Annotated in this window: 16 protein-coding genes; 8 read left to right on the top strand and 8 right to left on the bottom strand. The window is 58.1% G+C overall.

Features of this window, described 5'->3' with window-relative positions; translation table 11 throughout:
• Positions 1 to 8: 8 nt before the first annotated feature.
• Positions 9 to 503 carry a ribonuclease HI gene (rnhA, locus tag ACQ4N7_RS01080; RefSeq protein WP_194058058.1) on the bottom strand — a complete coding sequence of 165 codons (495 nt, stop codon included), beginning with the start codon at positions 501 to 503 and terminating at the stop codon, positions 9 to 11.
• A gap of 269 nt (positions 504 to 772) precedes the next feature.
• On the opposite strand from rnhA, the gene ACQ4N7_RS01075 reads away from it, so the two are divergent.
• Together ACQ4N7_RS01075 and ACQ4N7_RS01070 are read left to right on the top strand one after the other, a co-directional pair.
• A complete protein-coding gene (locus ACQ4N7_RS01075) occupies positions 773 to 1225 on the top strand; it encodes a hypothetical protein (RefSeq protein WP_430709768.1) in 453 nt (150 codons plus the stop codon).
• 80 nt (positions 1226 to 1305) lie between these two features.
• The gene (locus tag ACQ4N7_RS01070; RefSeq protein WP_430709767.1) at positions 1306 to 3291 is read left to right on the top strand and encodes a DNA polymerase III subunit gamma/tau; all 1986 of its coding nucleotides are present in this window, start codon (positions 1306 to 1308) and stop codon (positions 3289 to 3291) included.
• Between the two features lie 2 nt (positions 3292 to 3293).
• On the opposite strand, the gene ACQ4N7_RS01065 is transcribed toward ACQ4N7_RS01070, so the two are convergent.
• The 6 genes from ACQ4N7_RS01065 to ACQ4N7_RS01040 form a co-directional block, all read right to left on the bottom strand.
• Positions 3294 to 3647, bottom strand: coding sequence for a phenylpyruvate tautomerase MIF-related protein (locus ACQ4N7_RS01065; RefSeq protein ID WP_430710057.1), 354 nt, complete (start codon positions 3645 to 3647; stop codon positions 3294 to 3296).
• Positions 3648 to 3832: 185 nt separating this feature from the next.
• Positions 3833 to 4315 (bottom strand): flavin reductase family protein, encoded by a 483-nt coding sequence (locus ACQ4N7_RS01060; RefSeq protein ID WP_430709766.1) that lies wholly within the window; start codon positions 4313 to 4315, stop codon positions 3833 to 3835.
• 124 nt (positions 4316 to 4439) lie between these two features.
• Positions 4440 to 5075 carry a peroxiredoxin gene (locus ACQ4N7_RS01055; RefSeq protein ID WP_430709765.1) on the bottom strand — a complete coding sequence of 212 codons (636 nt, stop codon included), beginning with the start codon at positions 5073 to 5075 and terminating at the stop codon, positions 4440 to 4442.
• Positions 5076 to 5388: 313 nt separating this feature from the next.
• Entirely contained in the window at positions 5389 to 5700 is a 312-nt protein-coding gene (locus ACQ4N7_RS01050) for a DUF6464 family protein (RefSeq protein WP_430709764.1), read from the bottom strand.
• A gap of 695 nt (positions 5701 to 6395) precedes the next feature.
• A complete protein-coding gene (locus tag ACQ4N7_RS01045) occupies positions 6396 to 6929 on the bottom strand; it encodes a DUF3122 domain-containing protein (protein WP_430709763.1) in 534 nt (177 codons plus the stop codon).
• A gap of 175 nt (positions 6930 to 7104) precedes the next feature.
• Positions 7105 to 8568 (bottom strand): tetratricopeptide repeat protein, encoded by a 1464-nt coding sequence (locus ACQ4N7_RS01040; protein WP_430709762.1) that lies wholly within the window; start codon positions 8566 to 8568, stop codon positions 7105 to 7107.
• A gap of 283 nt (positions 8569 to 8851) precedes the next feature.
• Between ACQ4N7_RS01040 and ACQ4N7_RS01035 the strand changes: the two genes are divergently transcribed.
• The 6 genes from ACQ4N7_RS01035 to ACQ4N7_RS01010 all read left to right on the top strand — a co-directional run bounded on the left by ACQ4N7_RS01035 (position 8852) and on the right by ACQ4N7_RS01010 (position 15515).
• Positions 8852 to 9190 (top strand): hypothetical protein, encoded by a 339-nt coding sequence (locus ACQ4N7_RS01035; RefSeq protein ID WP_430709761.1) that lies wholly within the window; start codon positions 8852 to 8854, stop codon positions 9188 to 9190.
• A gap of 75 nt (positions 9191 to 9265) precedes the next feature.
• Positions 9266 to 11023, top strand: a complete 1758-nt coding sequence (locus tag ACQ4N7_RS01030; protein ID WP_430710056.1) for a sodium:solute symporter family protein — start codon at positions 9266 to 9268, stop codon at positions 11021 to 11023.
• A 66-nt stretch (positions 11024 to 11089) separates the two neighbouring features.
• A complete protein-coding gene (locus ACQ4N7_RS01025) occupies positions 11090 to 11320 on the top strand; it encodes a hypothetical protein (RefSeq protein WP_430709760.1) in 231 nt (76 codons plus the stop codon).
• A gap of 764 nt (positions 11321 to 12084) precedes the next feature.
• Entirely contained in the window at positions 12085 to 12672 is a 588-nt protein-coding gene (gene leuD / locus ACQ4N7_RS01020; protein WP_430709759.1) for a 3-isopropylmalate dehydratase small subunit, read from the top strand.
• Between the two features lie 114 nt (positions 12673 to 12786).
• Positions 12787 to 14418, top strand: a complete 1632-nt coding sequence (locus tag ACQ4N7_RS01015; protein ID WP_430709758.1) for a hypothetical protein — start codon at positions 12787 to 12789, stop codon at positions 14416 to 14418.
• Between the two features lie 404 nt (positions 14419 to 14822).
• Positions 14823 to 15515, top strand: coding sequence for a GvpL/GvpF family gas vesicle protein (locus ACQ4N7_RS01010; protein ID WP_430709757.1), 693 nt, complete (start codon positions 14823 to 14825; stop codon positions 15513 to 15515).
• Between the two features lie 65 nt (positions 15516 to 15580).
• Here ACQ4N7_RS01010 and ACQ4N7_RS01005 read toward each other — a convergent pair whose 3' ends face one another.
• Positions 15581 to 17026 carry an ammonium transporter gene (locus ACQ4N7_RS01005; RefSeq protein WP_430709756.1) on the bottom strand — a complete coding sequence of 482 codons (1446 nt, stop codon included), beginning with the start codon at positions 17024 to 17026 and terminating at the stop codon, positions 15581 to 15583.
• Between the last annotated feature and the right edge of the window lie 27 nt (positions 17027 to 17053).

Below are 17053 nucleotides of genomic sequence, written 5' to 3'. Positions count from 1 at the left end.
ACTGGCGGCTAGGGTAGCGCTGCCGTCGCAAGGGCGATCGCCCGGTTGGCCGCAAAGGCGCGGGCAATCGTATCGCAGCGCTCGTTGCCCACATCGCCCGAGTGGCCGCGCACGTACACCCACTGAAGGGGGCGATCGAGGGTTTGGTTGACCTCGGTGGTCACCGCATCCAGCACTTCCCACAGATCGCGGTTGAGCACGGGCTTTTTGGCTGAGTTCACCCAGCCTCGCCGCTTCCAGCCCGCAATCCACTGGGTGATGCCCTTCAGCACGTACTCGCTATCGGTATGAATGGTGACGGGCGTCGTCTGGCCGCTATCGCGCAGCAGAGTGAGGCCTGCGATCGCGGCCTGCATTTCCATACGGTTGTTGGTGGTTTGGGCGGCCCCACCGCCCAGCTCGTGCACGCCGCCGTCGGTCAGGTACAGCACGGTGCCCCAGCCGCCGGGACCAGGGTTGCCGGAGCAGGCTCCGTCGGTATAAATTCGCTCAATAATGGCCATTTTGATCTGTACAATCCTTAAAAATTGCAGGTTAATCCCTGTAAGGTCCAGGGGCTGGGGGGGCATTCTAACGCTAAGAGTATTCCATCTAGATAATCGTCTCCTTTGAGATCGCAAGCTCGGCCCGCTGGGCCTGTTGCCGTAAACCTCTAGATCACTCTTGATCTGGAACCGTCTCAGACCAAACTGTCTGTCATAGACGCCATACCCAAGGTCATGGGCAGGGTGCACCTACCTTCGTCACGCTACCCTCACAATGAGTTAACCCCATGATGCTACGAGAACTGGAAGCCTTTGAGGCCTGCTGGTTAGATCTTAAGGATATTTACCCCACCAGTGGCCAAGACAATACCCTAATTGCCCACGCCATGGGTCAATTGGTAGATCTATTAGAAAAACCGGCCCAGGTAGAGCACGATCTCCCCGACCACCTAAAAACGTTGTTTCGGCGGCTGGCACTGGCTTATTTTCAAGGCTACTCGCGCGAAGCAGGGGAAGCTGAGGTGACCGTAGCCGACTGCTTACCTACTGCGCCGCCCTGCCCCGTTAGCGATCGCCAGCGTCGGCAGGAAATTTCGGCAGCGGTAGAGCGGGTAAAGGCGCTGGCCCAAAAGACCCAAAGTCGCATGTGCACAGCGCGAGGTCAGGCCACCCAATGTGCCCTCTCTGAACTAGAAACGCTGGTCATCGAGTTTCCAGAACACTGGCAGCCGACGGCGTAACCACAGCCTGTAGCGTCACCCTGCTTTTAGCCCCCTGAAATAAGCACCAGAGACAGGGTTCGGCAAGGTATCTTAGTGCTATGGCCTACGAACCTTTGCACCACAAGTATCGCCCCCAGACCTTTGGCGCTCTGGTGGGGCAAGATGCGATCGCAACCACCCTGGCCAATGCCCTGCGCCAGCGGCGCATCGCTCCGGCCTACCTCTTCTGTGGCCCTCGGGGCACGGGCAAAACCTCCAGCGCCCGCATTCTCGCCAAATCGCTCAACTGCATTGCTCAAGACCACCCCACTCCAGATCCCTGCGGCACCTGCGAAACCTGCCGCTCAATTACCAATGGCTCGGCCCTAGACTTTATTGAGATTGACGCCGCCAGCAACACAGGCGTTGACAACATTCGGGAGCTGATCGAGCGGGCTCAGTTTGCCCCGGTGCAGTGTCGCTACAAGGTCTATGTGATCGACGAGTGCCACATGTTGAGCACGGCGGCGTTTAATGCGCTGCTCAAAACCCTGGAGGAACCACCCAGCAACGTGGTGTTTATCCTGGCGACGACCGACCCGCAGCGGGTACTGCCGACGATTATTTCGCGCTGCCAGCGGTTTGACTATCGGCGCATTCCCCTAGAGCCGATGATTGGCCACCTGCGCAAAATTGCCGATTTAGAAGATATTGCCATCAATGACGAGGCCCTGCGCCTGGTGGCCCAGGTGTCTCAGGGCGGACTGCGCGATGCTCAGAGTTTGCTCGATCAGCTCAGCCTGCTAGAGCCACCGGTTGGGGCCGATGCCGTCTGGGATCTGGTGGGGGCAGTGCCTGAGCGCGATCTGCTGGCCCTGGTGCAGGCCATTTTCAGCGACGACGGCACTACCGTACTCGACAGCGCCCGCAAACTGATGGATCGCGGCCGCGAACCGCTGATTGTGCTACAAAACCTGGCCGGATTCTACCGAGATTTGCTGATTGCCAAAACGGCGGGCGATCGCCAGGATCTAGTGGCGATTACGCCCCCCACCTGGGCCGATATGCAAACGCTAGTGCAGGACTTGGATCCGACAGTTCTTTTATTGAGTCAACAACACTTGCGCAGCGCTGAGGTACAGGTCAAAAACACAACTCAGCCGCGACTGTGGCTAGAGGTGACGCTGCTGGGACTGCTGCCCTCTACCCTGGCGGGGCAGACAACGGTTACAACGGCGATCGCCGCTCCGCCCACAGCAGGCGCGATCGCCAAACCAGCTCCACCCGCTAATCCAGCATCCCTAACCGCACCGCCCGCATCCGCCCCCTCAAACCTGTCCTCACCGACAGTAGAATCTGCCAATGGCATCGCACCGGAGACCCCGAAGGCACCCAGTTCTCAAACAGCCAACGGGGCAACGCCTGAGCAGCACACCCCTGAGCCAGTCGCCGCCAGCTCCCCGCCGCACAACGGTCAGGGAACCCCACCCCCCGACTCTGGCACTACCTCAGCGCCCAACCTGGCCCAGCTCTGGGTTCAGGTTATTGCGGTGCTAGAGCCCCTGGGTACCCGCGCCCTCATGCAGCAGCAGGGCAGCCTGCTCTTTTATGATGGCGTGGTCGCTCGGGTAGGCATTAGCTCAAGACCGCTGTTCAAGATGGCCCAGGGCCGCGTGGAAAACGTTGAAGCAGCTTTCCAAAAAGTGCTGGGCCAAAAGGTGCAGGTCTCCCTGGAGGTGCTGCCCGACCCAAAGCCTGAGGCTCCAGCCCCCGCGATCGCCCTGGCCCCCAGCCAGGGTATAGACCAGCGACCAGCCCCCGCTGAGCCACCGCCTACCCCACCTGTTTTTGAACCACCCGCTCCCGTCGCCCAACCCGAGGTAAACCGGCCCGAGCTGAAGCAGCCCGAGGCGAAGGAGCCAGATGCCCAATCGCTGCCAGAGATTGCCAGCGACTTCGATCGAGCCGTCAAAAACTTTGCCCACTTCTTCAATGGCCAGGTGGTCGATTTAGACGACGGCCCTGGCCTCAGTCAAACACCCCTCAAACCCTCTGAGGCAGCCGCTAAGCAGCCCTCCCACCCCGATAAGGACGTACCGTTTTAGGCTTAACCAAAGGTGCCGCCGTTCCAGCCCCACATTGCGCCGGGGGCATCGGCGAACTCAATATAAGTACGGTTTTTAGGCACGCCTAAAGCCGTTTCGAGCTGAGCGCAAAACTCTTGGCTCATGGCCTTGGTTTTAGCGCTGCCCATGGTGCCCACGCTTTTGATCTCAACGTAGCAGACGGGGTCAGTGGTGCCACCAAAGGTCATCGGCACATTGGCCTCAAAAGCCGTCATTACGTAGGACTCGGGCTTGCCCAGGTGGCTGGCCAAACTAGCGGAAAGATCTTTCAAGAGACCTTCAACCTCGGCCTGAGCGGGCGAGGCGATCGATGTCTGAATTTTAATTAGAGGCATGGTGCTGGAAATAGATAGAGGAATATAGATATGGCGAAAAGCCTCGCAAAGCAGCCTGGGTGCATTGGTGGCAGAGGGCAGCACAGGATGGATGGGCAGGCCCACAGATTCATCCACCCATGCATCCCCTTTCTCCCTATGGGAGACGCTAGTGCGAACGACTTCGCTCAGGGATCGCTACCCCTTTAGCCGCCGTAGTTCCAGCCGGTGCTCTCCAGCAGCAGGGGTTCGCCCTCGCGATGTACGGCAGCCCCAACGACCTCGCCCACAAAGACGGTGTGGTCGCCGTGCTCTACAGTTCCAACCACCCGACACTCGACGTAGCCCAGGGTGTCTTTGATGACGGGGCAGCCGGTTTCGGGAGCGGGGTAAAATTCGATGTCTTCAAACTTGTTGCCAACCCGGCGCAGCGGCTTGAAGAAGTTTTGGGCCAGCTCTTTTTGCCCTGCCTCTAAAAAGCTGATGGCAAACACGCCGCTCGCTTTGACCATTTCGTGGGAGGTAGAGTCGTTTTTGACGCAGTTCACCACCAGCGGCGGCTGAAAAGACGCCTGCATGACCCAGCTAGCGGTAAAGCCATTTAGCTCTTCCCCATTCTTAACGCCACAGATGTAGAGGCCGTGGGGAATTTTGCGCAAAAGCGTCTTCTTAGCCTGTTCATCTAGCACAACATGACCTGTGGAATGCATCTCTAGAGCGAGTTTAATACAGCGATCGCGTTCCTCTCTACCCAATTGGGCATAAAAAAGGCGCACCGCAGTGCGCCTGAGTTGTGAGTAATACTCAAATCCCCTACTTGTTGGGCTGAGGGGTCATGCGTAGATAGGGCTTGATTTCGGTAACACCCTTGGGAAAGCGCTGCTTCGCTTCTTCGGTAGGAATGGTGGGGGAGACCACAACGTCATCGCCATCCTTCCAGTCAACGGGGGTCGCTACGCTGTAGTTGTCGGTGAGCTGCAGTGAGTCAATTACCCGCAAAATTTCGGCAAAGTTGCGTCCGGTGCTGGGCGGATAGGTAATGGTCAACCGCAGCTTCTTGCTGGGGTCAATCACAAATACGCTGCGCACCGTCACCTTGGCGTTCGCGTTGGGGTGAATCATGCCGTAGAGGTCAGAGACCTTTTTGTCGTCGTCGGCAATGATGGGGTAGTTGACTGAAACGCCCTGGGTTTCGTTGATATCGCCAATCCAGCCCTGGTGCGAGTCAGCGCTGTCTACGCTGAGGGCGATAACTTTAACGCCGCGCTTTTCAAACTCGGGCTTGAGCTTGGCTACGCTGCCCAGCTCGGTGGTGCAAACAGGGGTGTAGTCGGCGGGGTGAGAAAACAGCACCACCCAGCTATCGCCAGCCCAGCTGTAAAAATCGATTTCACCCTCGCTGGTTTGCTGGGTGAAGTTAGGTACCTGATCGCCAAGTTGAAGCGCCATCTCAAATCTCCGTTAGTCTGTGCAAAATACGTTGCCTAGCGTTTACTTACGTATTCTCCCATAAACCCCGGTATTCCGGTCGGAGTTTAGAGGATTATTTTAAGGATTGTAGCGCAAGCCTGTCGGTTAGGGCGATTGGGCGCTAGTACCAGAGTGGTCTGAGCCTGCGATGGCCCTTTGGGGTCGGTGCTTTGGCCATCGCGCCCTAGCCACCAGTCCATTCACCAATAAGGCACCCAGAAATCCAGGTGCCTTGCGGGGATTGTGATGTATCGGTAGCGATTGGCAGCCGTTCAACGCCAGTTGATCGGCTCTACACCTGGCGATCGAATACTTTAGGCGCGTAGGCACTGCACCCGTCGCAAGGGCCCATGGGGTTCATGGCACAGCGCAGATAGGGCGATCGCGCATTCAGATCGCAGGTAATATCGCCAATCATGTAGCCCATGCCATCGACGTAGTGCAAATCACTGTTGTTGTCGAGCAGTTTGGCCATGCTCTGCCCCAGGGCCGTTGGCACCGCAGCACTGCCGCACTTTTCGTGCCGATCGGCGCGAACGCTCATCCACGCTGACACAATCGCTGGAGTGAGGCCGACCACAAAAATTAAGACAATGACGAGCATGAAACTGACGTAGAAACTAGCAAGATCATCCTAACCCGACGATTTGGCTGGTCATCCGTCGGCAGCAGGGGATTGGTACATGCCGTTGCGTTACTTAGTCTTTCGCAATATTGACAGCCAGCCAGTATTGCCTCGATTACGCTGATTGGTATAACCCATATCGCCACAAGGCGGGGTTCACTCGGGTGAAGTACATCGTAGCGATCTCCACCACGGTTGCATAAGGGGATAACAGAGCAGAACTTAATCGACTAGGAACTGGGTAATCTAACACTCAGCAACGACGCACCTCACTCAATCGAGAATCGCTTTAAAGCCTATTTTTTGGGTCAGGCAAAGACGAAAATAGCATTTGGAAAGTTCCCAATCGCAGATATTGTTTTGACAATCTATGGTTAGGCGTTGAAAGAGAACGGTTTTTGCCTCAGTTCTTGACCAAAACAGGGCTGTTTACCCATCACCTGAACAAGGTCCTGAACTTTTCAGAACTTTCATGTATTGGCGGATTCTGTTCTATGACCGATTATCTAAACATCCTGTAGACTCGCGTGTGCTCCAAAGCTAAGACCGGGTAGGGCCACAGGACATTGTGGAGGTTCGCTCCTCAGTGATAGCGCCTTACCCGGCTTTTTATTTTTAAACAACCCATACCGTCAGCGGTACCCAGCCCTGAGCGGTTTCTCAAGACAGGCTGCTCAAGCAGCGGCTTCAGCGCCGTCTTTGAAGGAGTAGACATCGAGCCACTCCTCAACGATGTACGGCGCTACCACCAGTCGTGCGACAGTCCCATTGGCTAAAGGCACAACCAGCGTGAGGGGGCCGGGGCGCTGAATGTGGCTCAAGATTGGGTCGATATCGTACTGCGCTACGTTTTCTGGCAAGGTTTGAGTTTGAGAATCCAGTGAGGGCGCTGCTGCCCACTGAGTTGCCGTACCAGTCTGCACCGACAGATCGCCCTGGCGATCGACTAATCCCTGGCCCGGAAACCCCACCAGCCTCAGGTATACGCCCTCTAAACGTCCTTCTCCATAGCGTTTAAAGACCGTTGCCTGCCAGGCCACCTCGTTTTGGTCGCGCAAACTTTGGCGCGATCGATAGGTCGTTTGCCCTGGCTGTTCGTGGTAGGTGTGCACCGATGCCATCGCTGGTTCGGCCAGGGCCAGCAGCAACAGGCAGCCCAGCAGCAGGGCCAGAATTGTGAGCCGCAGGGCGCGCCAGGGATGGAACATGGGGCAGATGGAGATGGGGAGGATGAGGATGGTGAGGAAGAGGGCGAGATTCCGGTGTTCCAGATCTCTTCATCTCACCACTTTATTATCCCTGCCTCCCTATCCTGCGGGAAGCCATTCTGCATCCCTATCCCCTCATCTTCCCCATTCCCTCATCCCCTCATCTTCGCCAGCGCTACAGCTGGCTCATCTGGTTTAGCGTCTGCCGATACCCGGCGGCTTCGCCCTGTTGCAGGTAAAGCTGGGCGGCTTGCTCAAAATCGCGACGGGCACCAGCATCGTCACCGAGGCGAGCGCGCACTACCCCTCGGTTATAAAACAGCTTTGGGTCGGCACTGTTGGGAGCACTGACAATGGCCTGGGTGAGGTCTTGGTAAGCATCTTGGGCCTGGTTTACCTGCAGGTAAGCCGATCCCCGAGCAGAGTAGGCTTCCAGGTAATCGGGCTGTACCTCCAGGGCCTGACTGTAGTCATCGATCGCGCCAAATACATCTCCCGTAGACAGGCGGGCGTCGCCCCGGGCTTTAAAGGCAGCCGCATAGGTGGGATCTAGGAACAGAGCCTCGGTGTAATCTGCGATCGCAGCGGTCGCATCCCCCGCCTGCAGCAGCGCGTCGCCTTTCTGCTTATAGGCCATGGCCGAGTCAGGGTTGAGCTGCAGCACCCGAGCAAAATCTTGCTGGGCACCGCTGAGGTTATTTTGAGCGGCGCGAATGGTACCCCGGCTCATGTAGGCTTCGGTCAGGTCAGGGTTGAGCTCAATGGCGCGATCGAGGTCTTGCAGAGCGCGGTTGGGGCGTCCCTGACGATAGAACACATAGCTGCGGTTGAGATAGGCCCGAGCCATGCTGGAGTCGCGCTGTACTGCCTGGTTGAGGTCATCGAGGGCCGCATCGTAGAGCCCTAATTGGTAGTAGGCCACTCCCCGTCCCATGTAAGCCCTGGGCAGGTCGCCCTGTAGCTCAATCGCTCGGCTGAAGTCAGCCACGGCGTCGCTGTAGTTATTCACTCGCTCTAGGGCAAAGCCGCGCAGCACGTAGGCCGAAGGGTTATCAGGGTCGAGTTCAATAGCGGTAGAAAAATCTTCTAGCGCCAGGTCATAGCGCCCCTGCTGCGAATCGATCAGGCCTCGGTAGAGATAGGCATCTACCGCATCGGGGTTGGCTTCTAGAGCTGCATTAAAGTCGGCCTGGGCCTCGGCGGAGCTGCCCTGACGATAGTAAACACTACCCCGCGCAAACAGAACGTTGGCGTTGTTTGGATCCAAATCTAGGGCCTGGTTCAGGTCGATTAGCGCCCGGTCGTAGTTATTTTGGTCGGCATAGATCAGGCCCCGATATAGATAGGCACCAGCCAGGGTTGGATCTTTTTCGATGGCCATATCAAAGGCTGCGAGAGCGGCTTCGTAGTCGCCGCTGTTGTAGCGCTCAACCCCCTGGTTATAGGCTTCGATCGCCGTTAAGCCAGGCTCGGCCTCCTCAGGCTCGGCTTCGGCCTCGGCTTCAGTCTCGGGCTCAATCTCTACATCAGGTGCGACCATATCGGGCTCGGTGGTCGGAGTTTGGGCATAGCCCCCCAGGGGCATTACCCCTGCTGCCATCCCCAGGCTTAACAGCACAACTAAATATCGCAATTTCATGGCTTCCCCTCCACCGACGGTGTTTGCAGATTGAGTAGATTGGTGCCGCCCCTCCGCAGGGACCTCTGTCAGAGTACCCACGGACAGAGGTCCCACGGAGTACTCGCCTACGTCTCTGGCGATCATGCCCTGGCGCTAATGATAGGCCAGCTTATTTAGGATGAGAGACGGGTTTAAAGAGTTTTTTCTAGAATCGGTAGGGGTAGGGTACCCGTTATCACCCCGATCCATTCATGAGGCCTAATCTGTTCACCCGTGAGGGGAGCAGCGACAAGGAGATAGTATGGCGATCGCACGTTGGTCTATTGGCATTTTGCTGGGTATCTTGCTGTGGCTGGGGCTAGGGAGTTACGTTGAGGCCCAGGGCGAGGCCCGTATTGACTCGCGATTAAATCGCCTGGAGTCTGAACTCGGTCGGCTGAGGTCGCAGGTTAGACAAATAGAATCGCAGCTCTCCATCCCCAACCGTCCGGCCCCTAGCCTGCCCACTATTACCCCACCTGTGGCGGAGCCTTCCCTCGATGAGCAGTTCGACAACCTGGCCACCCTCGCGATCGAACTTAAGCAGCAGGTCAGGCAGCTCGAAACTCGCGTCACTCAGCTCGAAAGAGCAACATCCTAGTGTGGCAAGATAGCATCGGTGTTTGAGGGGTAACCCGCTGTGATTTGGATTGACTGGGCCATTGTGGCCGTCTACATGGTCTTTAGCCTGGCGCTGGGCCTGTACCTTTCCCGCCGGGCAGCGGGTGGGCTGGTGGATTTTTTTGTGTCGGGGCGATCGCTGCCCTGGTGGCTGGCGGGCACCAGTATGGCGGCTACCACCTTCTCGATTGATACGCCGCTGTATATCGCTGGCGTGGTTGGGACCCGGGGCATTGCCGGCAACTGGGAATGGTGGAGCTTTGGCATTGCCCACGTGGTGATGATCTACGTTTTCGCCCGGCTGTGGCGGCGCTCTGAAATCATTACCGATGCCGAGCTAACGGAGCTGCGCTACGGTGGAGCGACAGCAGCCTGGCTGCGAGGCATCAAGGCCTTTTTGTTTGCGGTGCCAATCAACTGCATCGGCATCGGCTACGCCATGCTGGCCATGGTCAAAGTGATCGACGCTTTGCAAATTTGGCAGTCGGTCGGCATTGAGCCCGGCGAAAGTTTGAAGCTGCTGAGCGTGATCGGAGTCAGCGTGCTGGTGCTGGTCTACGCCGGGTTCTCAGGGCTGTGGGGGGTGGTAGCAACCGATTTTTTCCAGTTCTTTTTGGCGCTGCTGGGCGCTGTAATTGTGGCTGTAGCAGCCGTAGTTAACCTGGGCGGCATGGGCAGCCTGATCGACCAGGTGCAGGCGACAGGCGGCACCGATTTGCTCGCTTTTGTGCCCCTGGAGCGGGGGGCGGGGGGCTGGTACCAGTGGAGCGAGACCGCTGGTATTTCGATCAGCACCTTTTTGGCCTACGTGACGCTGCAGTGGTGGGCCTTTCGCCGTAGCGACGGGGGCGGCGAGTTTATTCAGCGACTGGCCGCCTCTAAGGATGAGGCCGAGGCCGAAAAAGCGGCCTGGTTTTTCAACATTCTGCACTACGTGATTCGCACCTGGCCCTGGGTAATAGTCGCCCTGGCAGCGGTGGTGATCTACCCCAACCTCGAAGACCGCGAGCTGGGCTACCCCATGCTGATGCTCGACTTTTTGCCGCCCGTGCTGCTGGGGCTGGTGGTGGCTTCGCTGATTGCCGCCTTTATGAGCACGGTTTCGACCCTGATTAACTGGGGCGCGTCGTACCTCACCAACGACCTGTACGGGCGCTTTGTGCGGCCCGCCGCCACCGAAACCGAACTGGTGCTGGCGGGTCGCATCGCCTCGGTGGTGGTGACGGGTCTGGGGGCGATCGCCGCCTTTTACTCCCAGGATGTCGCCACAGTATTTCGACTGGTGATCGCGATCGGCACCGGGCCAGGGCTGGTGCTTATTTTGCGCTGGTTCTGGTGGCGCATCAATGCCGCCGCCGAGCTAGCCTCCATGCTGGCCGGATTTTTGGTGGGTCTGGTCACCAGCGTTGTCCCCATTCTCACCATCGACGACTTTGGCCTGCGGCTGCTGGTCACCACCGCCATTACCACGGTGATTTGGGTCGCCACCATGCTGCTCACCGCCCCCGAGAGCGACGCCACGCTGGATACTTTCTACAGCAAAGTGCGCCCCGGTGGCCCCGGCTGGGCTCGCCAGCGCCAGCGCACCGGCCTCTGGCCCGCCCAGGCCCTGGGCCGCGACCTGTTGCGAGCAGGATTTGCCCTGCTGCTGCTGCTGGGGGCGATGCTCGGCGTGGGTGGCTTTTTGCTCTACCAACCCCTGACCGGCTGGTTTTGGCTGGTGGTAGCGGTAGCGGGCTGGGTTGGTCTGCGGCGCATGCGCAAGCCCGCGCTGCCCGTGCCGAGGCCAGGGATGGATGAGCCGCCGGGGTGAGGGGATGCGGGAAGATAAGCGGTAAGATGAGAACATAAGTTACATCCCTTCACACGCGATCGCCCTATGTCGTTTTTCCGGTCTTACATTGCACCTTTGCTGATTGTGCTGATTTTTGCGGTAGCGATGCTGGCGGTGAGCGCTCGCATCTTTTTGCCTAGCGATATGATGGCCCCCGCGCCGATTGAAGAGCCCATCTCAACGGTAAGTCCTGCACCGATCGCTCAGACCGATGGGATCATGCCAGAGCTATCAGAGCTGATTCACGGTCCCGAGAGCGATCGCGTTGCGGGCTAGCCTGAGTCCAGCAGACGAGGACATCGACCAACAACGCTGACGCTTGCCGTATAGACCACTTCATTTAGCTAAAAGGGAACCCCCTGGCAGACATGTTTGCCAGGGGGTTCTAAGCGTAGACTTTATGTACCTTTTGCCTGTAACTCAACAACTTGCCAATAGTGAAATAGTCGAGGCGAGTTGTTTTTAGAAACGATTCGGAGACAGCAGCACTTTGACTGATTAACTTGAGAGTTTTCCTCAAGAAAGTTCCGATAAAATAGAGATGTTTAAATGCCGTCGTAAAGAAACCATCGCGTGGGGTTTATAGCGTCTCTGGGCATTTCTTACAGAGCTCTCAATCAGTTACAGAGAGAAAATATCAACAACCGAGTAAAGTGCTGCTGGTATTTGACGAAATAGATTCAGACGTTAAATCGATAACGTACCTCCTATTTAACAGGACTGAACTATTTGAACTGTCAGGGGAAGAAATCAGATTTTGGTGTCAGATGATTCACTTCCTTAATTACTAAGATACTCCTCGAATTCAGGCATGGCTAGCGATGATACCAAAGTTTATGATTTGGTTAACAACTGCTCTCACAGCGTTGGAAAATCCAGGATTTTGGTCCTATCTAGAACCGCCAAACTGCCCTTGACCAGAGCGGTGCAAGCCATGTTGCGGGTTACGCTCAGACGCTACTATTGATAGGTGATAGGCGGCCATCTCGGTGGAGGTGGCCTCGTGGTAAGGCTACAGCCCAAGGTAAGGAGCGATCGCAGTGACGCAGATAGAACAGATCACGGGAACCGGCATTCCTCTCAGAGGAAACGACATCGATACCGATCGCATCATCCCGGCTCGATTTCTGAAGTGCGTGACCTTTGACGGGCTGGGCGAGCAGGTGTTTGCCGACGATCGCGCCGCCCTGGAGGGCAGCCACCCCTTTGACCAGCCCCAGTATCAGAGCGCAACCCTTTTGGTGGTGAACCGCAACTTTGGCTGCGGCTCCTCGCGCGAGCATGCCCCCCAGGCGATCGCCCGCTGGGGAATCAAGGCCGTGCTGGGCGAGAGCTTTGCCGAAATCTTCTTTGGCAACTGCGTCGCGATCGGCATTCCCTGCCTGACAGGCACCTCCGAGGTGGTGGGGCAGGTGCAGGCCGCCCTGGAGGCCGACCCCACCGCCCCTGTCACCCTTGATTTAGCCTCGCAAACCGTGCAGTTTGGCGCTAGAACCGAGCCCATAGCGATGCCTGAGGGGGTGCGTCAGGCCTTTTTGGCGGGCACCTGGGATGCCTGCGGCCAGCTGGTGGCCAACGCCGAGGCCATTCGCGCCACAGCGGCCCGGCTGCCCTACGTGGCCTGGTAGGGGGGCAGGGCATGCTCTGCCCCCCTACCCATAAATTTGCAACGGCCTGTGGATTTTGCCGGAGAAATAGGCACTCTCTAGGGAGATCCCTCACCCCCGGCGCGGGCTGCTGCTATGGTTTCATCCGCTGTGCGATCGCTTACTCCCTGGTTGCCGTCAGAATCGGCAGCGCTGCCGGGCGCGACAGCCTCTATCCTGAGCAATACGGTGTGTCGCATGGCACCTCTGGCTCTAGAGCGACCCGACCTGGAGCAAGCACCGGCGGTAGCAGCGGCGCTAAAGCAGCTGGTAGGGCAGAGCATGGCGCTGCGATCGCCCACCGGCGGCTGGCCCGCCGACCTGCCTCAAACGCCAGAAAACCTCGGCGCTTACCTCAGCGAAGAGACCTGGGAACTTCTAGACGCCCTGCGGGCAGCCCAGTTATCGTCCCCGCCATCGACAGCGCCCGGTATTGTTCCTATCACGGTTTTGGTGCCCCACCTGCTGTGGATGCTGGCCAGCGGAGGCTACGAAATTATGCGCCTGATCGAAGGAATTCAGGCCAGCGTTTTTGAACCGGATGGACCAGGAACGGCACACATTGTGCGCCTGGTGCCAGTGCTAATGCTCACGATTGAGGACTCTCGCTACGCCCTCGATTTAGTCACCCAGACCGACCCAGTGCCCTCTCTTCATCTGGCCGAGACGACCAGTCTTCGCCTGCTGGACAACGACTTGGATAACCGCTCCTGGCGCTGTAAAGATCTGCTGGAGCAGGTAGCTCAGAGTCTAAGCTACGCCCAGCCGGGGCTCAGCCCTCTACTGAGCGATCGCTGCTCTGTCGAAGCCCTGCGGCCTTTTCAGCCCTGGCAGACCGCTACCCTCAGCCTGCATCTCCACCTGGCTCGAATGGAGGCTCCATCGCCGCCTCGTCCCTCAGGTGGCTCCGAGGCTAGCCCCAACGCGCTCTACCTGCCGCCGCATGAAAAGCAACCTTCTAAAGTCGACGCAGGCTTTACCCTCGACGACTTCGCCAGCACCCTGATCGAAGACCCCGGCGATGCTACCGCCGGGGTGCTGGGCAACTGGCTGACCTTCACCAATGAGAGCTGGATCCAGACCTTTCTCGATACCTACGCTCAGCGGATAGTTGCCCAAAACCTTCCCCAGATAGCGCTCGGTGAGGGGGGAGAGCACGCCACCGCAGAGCAGCTGCGCCAGCGCGAAGCCTTCTGCAACCTCGTTACCTACAGCGCTACCGACCTGGTGCAGGGAGCCAGCGGCCTGCTTAAACACACCTTTGTACATGAGCCAGTGCTGGTAGCCGATCTGTGGCCCCGGCTGCGCTGGTACCTGGCCCAAAGCGCAGAACGCGTGATGCAGCTCATGGGCGGGGTCGCGGCTCAGGTGCTGCCCCCCGGCCTGAACTGGCAGCAGGGCAGCCTCTACCTGCGCCCGCTGATGCAGCTAACAGTCGCTCAGCGCAGCTGGATTCTTGATCTGAGCCGTGGGCGATTGCTGCCCACCAGCCCCCTGGCTCTACCCGCCGATGCTGCCGTAGACATCGCTGACGCCCCCTGGCGCAACCTGCTCACCATAGGCGATTTAACTGCCCTCATCGATCGCGACCTGGGCACCTACACCCCAGCCATTGCCGCTCTGCGCCAGGGCACCCCCATTCACCTGCACCGGCTCGATGCCGAAGCAGGCTGTCAGCCGGGCCAGCTTACCCTAGACTGGTGCTTTACTCTACAAACCACGCTGTAATACTGAATCCACCTGGGCTATACCCGGTTGGGCTAGGCAAACACCGTAGAGCCTCTGGCTCGGCTACGCCTATGCCCTACGCAAGCCGTTTGTTTAAGATCGAGGCTATGCGATTCGGATTTGCCCTGAAACTAGCTGTTCCCTGAGCGGAGTCGAAGGGAACGGCTATGGCTATTTTCGTTATTGGGGGTGCCGCGCCAGCGGCATAGACGATTGGTATAGGAGCCAGGCACTACAGTCTCTCAACAGGGGCAATCAAACCAATTTCTCCCCAGTATTACGGCGGCTGGAGCGGTTTCAAGGCCGTAAGTTTTATGGCATTTTTACGGGGTACCGCCCCGAGGTAAAGTTCAGATCGCCTAGAGTGAGATCGAACTTAGCGCATTCGAAAGGCGTTTGATATCGTGTCCCCAGAGTTGACTTCAGGGCCTATCTACCTCTACAGTATTTGCCCTCGACCGCAGCAGCCCCTAACGCTACCCCTGGGGCTGGCCGAGCCTACCCAGCTGATTGCTGTAGACAATGTTGCTGCCGTAGTCGAAACTGGCGTTGATCTAGCAACCCTGCAAACCGATGAGCCGCGCCTGTTAAATGCCGTGCTCAGCCACGATCGCGTCATCTGTGAGCTGTTTCAAACCACGCCGCTGCTGCCTCTGCGGTTTGGCACTCAGATTGCCTCCCTCGACCATCTCAAGGCTCACCTGGCCACCCAGGGCGCAGACTACGCCGCTAAGCTTGAGGCCCTGGCCCAAAAAGCTGAGTACCAGCTCAAGCTGATCGCCCAAACGGTTGAGCTACCGCCCGTGGCCGCAGGCCTAACCGGGCGCGACTACTTTTTGGCCAAAAAGCAGCGCCTCGAAGACCAAGCCAACAGCCAAGAACAGCAGCAGGCCGAACTCGTCCAGGTGCTCGACCACATCTACAGCGCCTACAGCGACTGCCTTGAGGCCGAAAGCCCAGCTGGGGAAGCCCGCGTCTACATCCTGGTCGATCGCGAGGACGATACGCTGTTACAGCAGGTCGAAGAGTGGCGATCGCAGGCCCCCCACTGGAACCTTGTGCTCAGTGAACCTCTTCCCCCTTACCACTTTGTCTAGCGATTTTGGATTTTAGATTCTCTCAGCTCCCAAATCCAAAATCGCCAATCCCCCAGCCAAAATTGCTACGGCCCCACCTGAAACTCCGGATACGCCTCCATAGCGTGCTCACCCAGGTCAAGGCCCTGAATTTCTTCGGCTTCAGAAACCCGAATGCCTATCGTGGCTCGTAGCACCAGCCAGCACACCAGGCTAAAGGTCACCGTAAACGCCCCGACCACGACCATGCCCAACAACTGCACCAGCACCTGCTGAATGCCGCCGCCCATCAGCAATCCCGCCAGGGGGCCAGACTCCTGGTCATACCAGGGAAAAACGCCGGGGGTAACGCTAAACAAGCCCAGAGCCAGAGTGCCCCACAGGCCGCACACCAGGTGTACCGAAACCGCCCCTACCGGATCGTCAATTTTGAGCCCGTCTAGCAGCGTGACCGAAAACACCACAATGACGCCCGCCACTAGGCCGATTAACGCGGCGCTACCCAAAGTGACGTAGGCGCAGGATGCGGTCACCGATACCAGCCCCGCCAGCACACCGTTGATAATCATCGACAGATCCGGCTTGCTGAGATAGATCCAGGAGGTAACGGTGGCCGCCAGACCCCCCAATGCAGCCGCAATATTAGTGGTCACCACAATGTGGCTAATGGCGAAAGGGTCAGCGGCCATCGTGGAGCCGGGGTTAAAGCCAAACCAGCCCAGCCATAAAATAAGACAGCCCAGAGCCGAAATACTCAGGTTGTGCCCCGGCATCGCCACCGGACGAGCCTGAAATCGACCCCGCCGCGGCCCCAGCAAAATGGCCCCAATCAGCGCCGCCCAACCGCCGACGGAGTGCACTACCGTCGACCCGGCAAAATCGTAGAACCCGAGGTTAGACAGCATGCCGCCGCCCCATACCCAGTGGCCGGTGATGGGGTAAGAGAGGCCTACTAGCAGCAGGCTAAAGATAAAGAAGGCCAAAAACTTAATCCGTTCGGCTACGGCCCCAGAGACAATCGTAGCTGCCGTACCCGCAAAGGCCAGCTGAAAGAAAAACTTGGCGTTTAGGGGCACTCCGGCCCAGCTGAGAGCGTTAAAGGTGCCTCGATAGGCTTCACCGACGGCAGGGCTGTTGTCGGCCCCCTGCAGCAAAAACCCCGAGAAGCCAAACAGGGGGTTGCCGTCGCCAAACATAAGACCGAAGCCTATTACCCAAAACGCCAAAGTTGATAGGCCAAACACAATCAGGTTTTTGGCCAGCAGGTTGACGGCGTTTTTGCTGCGGCAAAACCCGGTTTCGAGCATGCAGAAGCCAGCGTTCATAAAGAACACCAGAAACCCAGCGACCAGTACCCACACCGTGTCCAGGGCAACTTGCAGATCAGTTGTGCTCATGCCCTGGGCGAAAGCAGTCGGGCAAAGCAGCAGTAAACTACCCAACGTTAGCCAGGGCACGTAGCGCCATCGCCCTCCCGGCTTTCCCAGCGGATGCAGTTGTTGTTTTGAAGCCCTTTCCTGCAGCTGCAACATAACTCGACGTGTCTCCCAATCGGCTTT

Origin of the sequence: Nodosilinea sp. AN01ver1, from assembly GCF_050565655.1 — a bacterium.
In the GTDB taxonomy this organism is placed as follows: Bacteria; Cyanobacteriota; Cyanobacteriia; order Phormidesmidales; family Phormidesmidaceae; genus Nodosilinea.
The sequence above is the reverse complement of the archived record's forward strand: the minus strand, read 5'-3'. Positions and strand labels throughout refer to the sequence as shown.

Coding starts and splice junctions, on each gene's coding strand:
- rnhA (WP_194058058.1), bottom strand. CDS start 503: ATGGCCATTATTGAGCGAATTTATACCGACGGAGCCTGCTCCGGCAAC.
- ACQ4N7_RS01075 (WP_430709768.1), top strand. CDS start 773: ATGATGCTACGAGAACTGGAAGCCTTTGAGGCCTGCTGGTTAGATCTT.
- ACQ4N7_RS01070 (WP_430709767.1), top strand. CDS start 1,306: ATGGCCTACGAACCTTTGCACCACAAGTATCGCCCCCAGACCTTTGGC.
- ACQ4N7_RS01065 (WP_430710057.1), bottom strand. CDS start 3,647: ATGCCTCTAATTAAAATTCAGACATCGATCGCCTCGCCCGCTCAGGCC.
- ACQ4N7_RS01055 (WP_430709765.1), bottom strand. CDS start 5,075: ATGGCGCTTCAACTTGGCGATCAGGTACCTAACTTCACCCAGCAAACC.
- ACQ4N7_RS01050 (WP_430709764.1), bottom strand. CDS start 5,700: ATGCTCGTCATTGTCTTAATTTTTGTGGTCGGCCTCACTCCAGCGATT.
- ACQ4N7_RS01045 (WP_430709763.1), bottom strand. CDS start 6,929: ATGTTCCATCCCTGGCGCGCCCTGCGGCTCACAATTCTGGCCCTGCTG.
- ACQ4N7_RS01040 (WP_430709762.1), bottom strand. CDS start 8,568: ATGAAATTGCGATATTTAGTTGTGCTGTTAAGCCTGGGGATGGCAGCA.
- ACQ4N7_RS01035 (WP_430709761.1), top strand. CDS start 8,852: ATGGCGATCGCACGTTGGTCTATTGGCATTTTGCTGGGTATCTTGCTG.
- ACQ4N7_RS01030 (WP_430710056.1), top strand. CDS start 9,266: ATGGTCTTTAGCCTGGCGCTGGGCCTGTACCTTTCCCGCCGGGCAGCG.
- ACQ4N7_RS01025 (WP_430709760.1), top strand. CDS start 11,090: ATGTCGTTTTTCCGGTCTTACATTGCACCTTTGCTGATTGTGCTGATT.
- ACQ4N7_RS01015 (WP_430709758.1), top strand. CDS start 12,787: ATGGTTTCATCCGCTGTGCGATCGCTTACTCCCTGGTTGCCGTCAGAA.
- ACQ4N7_RS01005 (WP_430709756.1), bottom strand. CDS start 17,026: ATGTTGCAGCTGCAGGAAAGGGCTTCAAAACAACAACTGCATCCGCTG.